Annotated in this window: 2 protein-coding genes; both read left to right on the forward strand. The window is 40.6% G+C overall.

What is annotated here, in order from left to right; translation table 11 throughout:
* Positions 1-66 precede the first annotated feature (66 nt).
* Positions 67-420 carry an ISAon1 family transposase N-terminal region protein gene (locus KN811_RS21730; RefSeq protein ID WP_187967795.1) on the forward strand — a complete coding sequence of 118 codons (354 nt, stop codon included), beginning with the start codon at positions 67-69 and terminating at the stop codon, positions 418-420.
* Positions 421-439: 19 nt separating this feature from the next.
* The coding region (locus tag KN811_RS21735; protein WP_187967796.1) for an ISAon1 family transposase at positions 440-1,302 on the forward strand (863 nt) is incomplete at its 3' end.

The following is a 1,302-nucleotide window of genomic DNA, read 5'->3' on the forward strand; positions in this document are numbered from 1 at the left end:
GGATCAATCTCAAAAGTTGGGGAAGAATTGAAGTAAAAGTCGATCTTTGCAAAAAAAGATATTGCTTTGGATAATTACCTGGACTTTATAAAACTTGTATTGCCCCCATTCATCGTAGATCATTTTGATTTAGTAAGGAGTAAAAAAGCAGGGGAGGTTCTTCATCTCTATTTTGAAGAGCACAACCTGGCTCCTAAAGAGCAATCCTCCCGGGTTTTAATCTCCAAAGGCTTCCATACAGAGGTAACCATACAGGATTTTCCTTTGCGGGGAAGCCAAGTATATCTCCATGTAAAACGTCGAAGATGGACGGATAAAAATAATGGAGAGATCATTCAAAGAGATTGGAATTTGGTAGCCCAGGGGACTCGTATGACCAAGGAGTTCGCTGCTTTTTTAAAAGAAATTAGTCGATACTAAGGCTTCAGACTTCCATACCATTGGATTTTTCTATGGCGTAAACGGGAAGAAACTCCAACGTCAGTATAAGGATTACATGAGTGATTTTATGTCCTGGAATCAGAAGTCCCATGCCCGCACATGGCTTTTGTATCCGGAGAATATGGGGACCTATTTATCCATCGATGAGACTGCTCTTTCTCAGGGAGAGCTCTATACCATTATCACCAATAAGAAAGCCAAGGGTAAAAAGGGTGCCTTGGTAGGGATTTTTCAGGGAACCAAGGCCGAACCCATCATCAAACACCTGCTCAAACTTCCTTGCTCAGTCCGTAATAAGGTTCGGGAAATCACACTGGATATGGCGCATTCGATGAAGCATATTGTCAAGGTATGTTTTCCTAAAGCTACGCAGGTAACGGATCGTTTTCATGTTCAGAAATTAGCCATAGAAGCCCTTCAGGAACTTCGGATCAACTACCGATGGGAAGCTTTAGATCAGGAAAATGAAGCTATTAAACAGTGTAAAATAAACGATAAGGAATATAAGCCGGTCATCCTGCCTAATGGAGATACCGCAAAGCAGCTACTTGCCAGAAGCCGGTATCTGCTATATAAATCTCCGGAAAAATGGACTCCAAGTCAAAAGGAACGTGGAGAGGTCCTATTTAAGGTATATCCATTATTAAAGAAAGCGTATAAGCTGGTTCAAGGATTAAGAAATATATTTAATCAGGATACGGGTATAAAAATAGCCTATACCAAATTAGCCCACTGGTATAAAGAGGTGGAAGAATCCGGGTTTAAAAGCTTCCAAACAGTAGCAAATAGTATTCGCTTGAACTATCGATCAATTCTAAACTACTTTGTAAACAGAAGTACAAATGCCTCAGCAGAGTCCTT

It is taken from the genome of Sinomicrobium weinanense (assembly GCF_018863395.1).
Taxonomy (GTDB): domain Bacteria; phylum Bacteroidota; class Bacteroidia; order Flavobacteriales; family Flavobacteriaceae; genus Sinomicrobium; species Sinomicrobium weinanense.